This window comes from Flavobacterium sp. U410, from assembly GCF_053570605.1.
Genome location: NZ_JBSEFI010000025.1, coordinates 44707 through 52632 on the forward strand (window position 1 = coordinate 44707; position 7926 = coordinate 52632).

At 37.1% G+C, this 7926-nt stretch carries 4 protein-coding genes; 3 read left to right on the plus strand and 1 reads right to left on the minus strand.

Annotated features, from left to right (window positions below; genetic code table 11):
* Positions 1–11: 11 nt before the first annotated feature.
* The 3 genes from ACUSJC_RS14810 to ACUSJC_RS14820 are packed head-to-tail and all read left to right on the plus strand — an operon-like array spanning position 12 to position 2206.
* On the plus strand, positions 12–500 hold the full coding sequence (locus tag ACUSJC_RS14810; RefSeq protein ID WP_449270338.1) for a DinB family protein: 489 nt from the start codon (positions 12–14) through the stop codon (positions 498–500).
* Positions 488–1159, plus strand: a complete 672-nt coding sequence (locus tag ACUSJC_RS14815; RefSeq protein WP_449270339.1) for an NRDE family protein — start codon at positions 488–490, stop codon at positions 1157–1159. The genes ACUSJC_RS14810 and ACUSJC_RS14815 overlap by 13 nt, the downstream gene beginning before the upstream one ends.
* 3 nt (positions 1160–1162) lie before the next feature.
* Positions 1163–2206 carry a D-alanine--D-alanine ligase gene (locus tag ACUSJC_RS14820; protein WP_449270340.1) on the plus strand — a complete coding sequence of 348 codons (1044 nt, stop codon included), beginning with the start codon at positions 1163–1165 and terminating at the stop codon, positions 2204–2206.
* Positions 2207–2357: 151 nt separating this feature from the next.
* On the opposite strand, the gene ACUSJC_RS14825 is transcribed toward ACUSJC_RS14820, so the two are convergent.
* A complete protein-coding gene (locus ACUSJC_RS14825; RefSeq protein ID WP_449270341.1) occupies positions 2358–7442 on the minus strand; it encodes an HYR domain-containing protein in 5085 nt (1694 codons plus the stop codon).
* Positions 7443–7926 lie beyond the last annotated feature (484 nt).

The window sequence follows — 7926 nt, forward strand, 5'->3', positions numbered from 1 at the left end:
GATCCTAAAAAATGTTGATATCCTCTGTAAAAAATAATTTCTACGAAATTCTTCACTTACTAAACCAGTTGAAACCTGAAGACTATATTGCTCCTCATACCGAACTTAGCAATGCAACGATTGGTGAACATGTAAGACACATTATTGAATTGTATCAGTCATTGGTTAAAAGTTATGATATTGGTATTGTCAATTATGATTTCAGAACACGAAATAAAGACATTCAAAATCATATTAATATGGCTATTGAAAATATTGAGGAAATAATACATTATATTGATAAACCAAATAAAAAAATGCAGTTAGAACAAGGTGTAGATTCGGTTACTTTTTCAATTGAGACCAATTATTTCAGAGAACTGCTTTACAATTTAGAACACAGCATTCATCATCAGGCTTTAATAAAAGTGGGGGTTTCAAAGTTTCCATACGTAACGTTAGATCATAACTTTGGTGTTGCCAAATCTACTATAGAATATCGATTAAAATGTGCACAGTAACATTTTTAGCTACAGCAAACGGTTTTTGTTTGACCTCAAACCGTGACGAAAAAACAGATCGCGCTACAGCAATTCCACCGCAAACCTATTCCATTAACGGAAGAGAAATTTGTTTCCCGAAAGATCCGAAAGCAGGCGGAACTTGGATTGCTCACGATACTCAAAATATCATTATTTTGCTTAACGGAGCTCAGGAAAAACACGTTCCAAAGCCATCGTATCGAAAAAGTAGAGGTTTAATTGTGCTAGATTTATTAGCCAACGAAAATGTATTGGACAATTGGAATGCTATCGATTTACAAGGAATTGAACCGTTTACTATCGTTTTCTTTAACGGAAAGGGATTGTTTCAATTGCAATGGAACGAAACGGAAAAAACGCTCCAAACTTTAGATATCAACAAACCTCACATTTGGTCTTCTTCTACTTTATATGAAGCTTCCGTGAGAGAACAACGAAAAATTTGGTTTGAAGAATTTCTTTCAGAAAAACAAAATATTACTCCAAATTCAATACTTGATTTTCATCAATTCACTCAAAAAGAAAATCAGGAGTTTGGTTTACAAATCAATCGCGAAAATATCCTAAAAACAGTGAGTATAACTCAGTGTTTGTATATGAACCAAGAAGGCATTTCAATGCAGTATTTACAGTTATAATCTATGAGAAAGTTTCGTTTATTCTGGCATAAACTTACCCATTGGGAATATTGGCCATACCAAATAGTTTATCTTCCGGTGTATTTCCAATATCTTTTTTATGCCATAAAAACACGCTCTTTTTTTTACTTCAACGCTTCTAATCCTACCATCAAAAATGGTGGATTTTTCATGGAATCTAAAAAAGAAATCTACGATTTAATTCCACAACACTATTATCCAAAAACGGAATTGATTAAAGTAAAAACAGATTTTTCAGAAGTTGAAACCCAAATCATAAAAGGAAATCTGCAGTTTCCTTTAATTGCAAAACCTGATATTGGTCTTCGTGGAACAGCGGTTAAAAAGCTGTATCATTTAGAGGATGTTAAAGCTTATTGGCAAAAAGCCGATTTTAACTTCCTTCTTCAAGATTGCATTCCATTTCCTAATGAAATTGGGCTTTTTTATGTAAAATTCCCCAACCAAACCCAAGGAAAAATTACAGGAATTGTAGCCAAAGAGTTTCTGATCATCACCGGAAATGGCACCGAAAGCATTAAAGAAATATTATGTAAAGATCCGCGTTATGAATTTCAATTAGCATCTTTGGAAGAAGAATATCAAGATCAATTGAACGAAGTTCTTCCTCAAGGAAAATCTATTAATTTAGTTCCTTATGGCAATCATTGCCGTGGTACAAAATTCGTTGATGCAAGCCAATATATTACACCCAAATTAGAAGCTACTTTTACTAAAATATGCGATCAAATCAATGGTTTTTACTATGGTCGAATGGACATTATGTTTACCACTTTTGAAGATTTGGAAAACGAAAAAAACTTTCAGATCGTTGAAATCAATGGTGCATTAAGCGAACCCACTCACATTTATGACCCCAAGCATTCCCTGTTTTTTGGTTGGAAAGAACTCATGCGCCACCATCATTATTTGTATCAAATTAGTCAATCTAACAAGCAAAACGGAGCACACTATTTGAGTTTTTCTCAAGGAATTGAAGAATTCAAAAAACACCAAGAATTTTACAATACTATTTTAAAATTTTAGTAGCACAGCATCTGCTCTATAAAGGAAAATCGTCGTGTCATCACCTGCACAAGGTGCTTGGCTCTGCCACGGCTAGTTATCACTTTTCGTCATAAAAACATAAAAAAAGGGTAATACAACAATATTACCCTTTCTCTTCGTTATTTTTATGTTATCTACTCACCGATACAATTTTCTTAATTGAAACACCTGTTCTGGATATTACTTTAACATAATAGAAAGCATCTCTTCCTGCTAAGTTAAATGTGGTATTTACTCTGATTTCTTTACCATAAGTAGCACCTTTATCATGTGCTGTCATTAATAATAACCCTCGAGCATCAAAAACTTGAATTTCAACATCTGATTGATAACGGAATTGATATTGAATCGTAAAATAATCCTTAAATGGTACGGGATAAACTATAAAATCTGCTTTTAATAAGCTATCTGATAGATCCACAGATTCCTCAACAGGTACAGGAACTTGCATTCTACATGTATCAAAACCTTTATTGATTGCATCTACAGCTTGTTCAACTTCAGAATGACTTAAGCTTCCTATATTTTCTCCTCCTAAAGCTTTGTTAGCCAAAATAAACAGATTACTAACTGTTGCTCCGCCATTCCACTCTAAATAATCAATCACATTTTGTGAAACATTAAAAATTTGAGTAGAATCAGGAATTGGTATATCTGTACCACATTCTACATCTACAGTTGCAAAAGTATTTGTCAATTCATAGCTACCTAGACCATTATCCATCTGTAAATTAAAGAATAATGTAATAGTTTGACTTAGCAAATTATTATTGATTTTTCCTTTTTTCTTACCACTTGCATTTAATGGATCGTTGTCAGCCCAAGTAGCAAAAATATCATACGTAGCAAAACCAATCAATTGTCGAGGTGTTCCACCTCCGGGCATCATTTTAAAAATATTATTTTGTGCAGGAATATGGTTTCTATTAATATCTGTCAATTTCAACAAGAAATAATTTCCAGTTGACAAACTACCAAAATTATATTCTCCGCCTACATTTGTCAAAGCAGCAACCATAATATTTTGCGCCATTGTAGAACCTCCATTGGGTAAACAAGCTGTACCATTCACATTACCATAGAATCCTTGTGTATACGTACAATGAGGTGCATCACAAGAATTAACTAATACAGTAAAACTACAACTAGCTTCATTATAACAATTATCTTCAGCTGTAAAAGTAATAGTCACTAGTTCACCTATAGGGAAAGGATCATTAAGGGCTAATCCATCGGAACGAGTTGCCGTTACTATAACATCTTGATCACAGTTATCAGTTGCTACAGGAATTTCTATATAAGGAACTTCATTACAATCAAAAACTTCCATATCTGAAGGACAATTAATTTCCGGCGGAGTTTCATCATACATTCTACTGACACGGATTACAACCGGTACAGCGGCATTGCCGCAATCGTCTGTAATGTTAAAGGTGTAATCGATATATTGGCTACAGCCGTCTAAACCTGTCATTACTGTGCCGGCTACTCCCGAGATCGTGCCGCCTTCGGAACAGTTGTCGCTCCATGTTGTAGTGAATTCACTTGGCCATGGGGCATTACAGCCGTCCAATACTACATCTTCTTGGTCTTGGATTACCGGTAAGGTTTCGTCGTACATTCTGCTGACGCGGATTACTACCGGTACAGTGGCATTGCCACAATCGTCTGTCGCGTTAAAGGTGTAATCAATGTATTGGCTACAGCCGTCTAAACCTAACATTACTGTGCCGGCTACTCCCGAGATCGTGCCGCCTTCGGAACAGTTGTTGCTCCATGTTGTAGTGAATTCACTTGGCCATGGGGCGTTACAGCCTTCCAGTACTACGTCGTCTTGGTCTTGAATCACCGGTAAGGTTTCGTCGTACATTCTACTGACGCGGATTACTACCGGTACAGCGGCATTGCCGCAATCGTCTGTCGCGTTAAAGGTGTAATCGATATATTGGCTACAGCCATCTAAACCTAACATTACTGCGCCGGCTACTCCCGAGATTGTGCCGCCTTCGAAACAGTTGTCGCTCCATGTTGTAGTGACTTCACTTGGCCATTGGGCGTTACAGCCGTCCAGTACTACATCGTCTTGGTCTTGAATCACCGGTAAGGTTTCGTCGTACATTCTGCTGACACGGATTACTACCGGTACAGCGGCATTGCCACAATCGTCTGTAATGTTAAAGGTGTAATCAATGTATTGGCTACAGCCGTCTAAACCTGTCATTACTGCGCCGGCTACTCCCGAGATTGTGCCGCCTTCGGAACAGTTGTCGCTCCATGTTGTAGTGACTTCACTTAGCCATGGGGCGTTACAGCCGTCCAGTACTACATCGTCTTGGTCTTGAATCACCGGTAAGGTTTCGTCATATTGTCGAGTTATACGGATTACTACCGGTACAGCGGCATTGCCGCAATCGTCTGTCACGTTAAAGGTGTAATTAATGTATTGGCTACAGCCGTCTAAACCTGTCATTACTGCGCCGGCTACTCCCGAGATTGTGCCGCCTTCGGAACAGTTGTCGCTCCATGTTGTGGTGACTTCACTTGGCCATGGGGCGTTACAGCCTTCCAGTACTACGTCATCTTGGTCTTGGATTACCGGTAAGGTTTCGTCGTACATTCTGCTGACGCGGATTACTACCGGTACAGCGACATTGCCGCAATCGTCTGTCGCGTTAAAGGTGTAATCGATATATTGGCTACAGCCGTCTAAACCTGTCATTACTGTGCCGGCTACTCCCGAGATTGTACCGCCTTCGGAACAGTTGTCGCTCCATGTTGTGGTGACTTCACTTGGCCATGGGGCGTTACAGCCTTCCAGTACTACGTCTTCTTGGTCTTGGATCACCGGTAAGGTTTCGTCATATTGTCGAGTTATACGGATTACTACCGGTACAGCGGCATTGCCACAATCGTCTGTCACGTTAAAGGTGTAATCAATGTATTGGCTACAGCCGTCTAAGCCTAACATTACTGTACCGGCTACTCCCGAGATTGTGCCGCCTTCGGAACAGTTGTCGCTCCATGTTGTGGTGACTTCATTTGGCCATGGTGTATTACAGCCGTCCAGTACTACATCGTCTTGGTCTTGAATCACCGGTAAGGTTTCGTCGTACATTCTGCTGACACGGATTACTACCGGTACAGCGGCATTGCCGCAATCGTCTGTCGCGTTAAAGGTGTAATCGATATATTGGCTACAACCGTCTAAACCTAACATTACTGTACCGGCTACTCCAGAGATCGTGCCGCCTTCGGAACAGTTGTCGCTCCATGTTGTAGTGAATTCACTTGGCCATGGGGCGTTACAGCCTTCCAGTACTACATCTTCTTGGTCTTGGATTACCGGTAAGGTTTCGTCCGGAACTACCGTAAAAATTGCACTACATTGAGCTGTTTGGTTACAATCGTCACTAGCTTGTAATAGAACTGTATAAATGCCACCACATCTATTAGGTCCTACAATTGGATTACCTAAAACAACCGGATTACCTTGTTGATCAGTAATTGTCACTTGTGTTTGTAAATTAGTACCTCCAGATGCTGTAAAACTATTATACCAAGTTTCAAATTGAGTATTAATATCAGCCTGAGTTGAACAAACTGGAACTTGATAATTTTCTGGACAATTTATGTTTATAGGAATAGGTGGAGTAATTGCTACATCTACAGAATTTGAAGCTGTACATCCTTGAATACTCCCTAATACTATAGTTGCTTCTACAGTATATGTACCGGCCTGGGTAGCTACCAATGTGTTGGAAGTTGCATTTTGAATTAAATCTCCATTAAAATACCATTGATATGAGAAATTATTGGTTATGGGCATTGCTGTAGCCGTCAAAATAGTTGATGTTTCTGTACAGCCAACAGTTGTATTACCATCAATAGATACGTCAACCTCTAAATCAGCTCCTAATTCAATCGGTCCTGCCAAATCTTTAAGTTCCGCCGTAAACGAATCAGAAGATCTCGTTTTGACTATAACACTACCAAATGGACTCACACAACCTACTTGTGTTGACGAACTATCAAAACCTAATGCTGTCAAATTAAAACCAAACTCATAAAAAATAATAGGATTATAAACAGCTGATATATTTCCACTACTATTAATTGTTCCCCAGCTAGGAGCATCAACATTAGAACCTATATTTACTGCCGAAAAAATAGCCGAAGCATCACCTATATTTTTTAATTCAATTCTTGCATAACCAAAACCTCCTGCACCATTTCCCCCTGAATAATTTACATAGCTATTTCCTACTTTAACAAACCTAAATGGTCTGTCGGGCAATGTATTAAAATTATCAAAATAAGCTGTGCTTTTATCATTCAAGAGCATCCAAACGTAAATTTTACCTGTAATTCCTACACCTCCATTTGAAAAATCCAAAGAAATAATTATATCTCCTAACTGTGTAATCATTCCAGTATTTGAAAACGTCCAAGCTGTCCGTCCGCCGTCTGCTCCGGGGGAAACGATACCATTTCCTCCTACTTCTATTTTTTTTCTAAAATATTCTATATCTATATAACTATCCCCATTATCATTTCTTGTTGATAGTCCTACAAAACCCCATTCAGGATTGTTTAAAATATTGGTTCCATCACGTCTCAAATGACCATAAACATCAATAATATCATTTTTTTGAGGAACATCTCCTAAACCAATATTCCAAGTGTTAGGATTATCAAAGTTCTTATTACTTTGACCTGCAAAAACATTACTATCTTTATAATTTCCAGATGTTTGTTGATCTCTTAAGTAAACTGCATCAATCCAATATCTTCCATCAACTACAGTAAAATAAGGATAAGCCATCCTCAATTCAGCAGATGCATTAGGATTAGCCTGTAAACTTTGAATTTGACTTAGAGCACTCGCAGAAGTAATATCAATAACTCCTTTACCTGTACCTCCATTCAATTTAAACCAATCATCAGTATTCTGAGGTGTTGCCCAAGCTGGAGTTGTAAAAGTTGTAATATCAGATTTAATATCTGCATCAATTCCAAAATTAGCCTTTACTGTTCCTTGTTCGATTATAATTTGTGATTGAACATTAAAAAAAGAGAAAAGACCAATTAATATAAAAAAAAGACATATTACATTTTTATTATAAAAATTAGCATATCTCTCTCTTATTTTACATCTAAAAAGAATACTATCAAAAAATACTCCTTTTAATCCATTAAAAATAATTTTTAATTCCATAATAATAAGGTTTTAGAAGACCAAATCATTAGGAGTTAAATCTCTTTAACAAGCAAAAAGGGGGAAATCCTTTAAAAAAATCAAGATGACAATGAGTAAAAAATATAAAATTCTCTTTAAGATACAAGAATTTTTAAAAGCGCTATTGAGGGTAATTTTATTATAGTAAAGGTAAGAGATATCTAACTTACAATAAAATTTAATCTTCCAAAACGAATTATTTTTAACTATTTTAACTAGATCTTTACACTTTAAACGATAAAAACAAACCATATGTAAACTGGTTAGAATACCTCTAACCACTCCAACATTAAAACTTAGCAAAACACATACCCACGTTTAGTATTCCAAAAGATTTATAGTCCCGCTGTGTGCACTACAGGGTAGTTCACTTCCATCGGGGCTATATTTTGAGGTAGTTGTCTTTCAAAACATGTTTTCAAAACCGCTATAAAACAAAAAACCCTATCCGTTTTGGATAGGG

Bases quoted from the DNA above. Each gene is read 5' to 3' on its own strand.
- ACUSJC_RS14810 (WP_449270338.1), top strand. From the start codon at position 12: ATGTTGATATCCTCTGTAAAAAATAATTTCTACGAAATTCTTCACTTA.
- ACUSJC_RS14815 (WP_449270339.1), top strand. From the start codon at position 488: ATGTGCACAGTAACATTTTTAGCTACAGCAAACGGTTTTTGTTTGACC.
- ACUSJC_RS14820 (WP_449270340.1), top strand. From the start codon at position 1,163: ATGAGAAAGTTTCGTTTATTCTGGCATAAACTTACCCATTGGGAATAT.
- ACUSJC_RS14825 (WP_449270341.1), bottom strand. From the start codon at position 7,442: ATGGAATTAAAAATTATTTTTAATGGATTAAAAGGAGTATTTTTTGAT.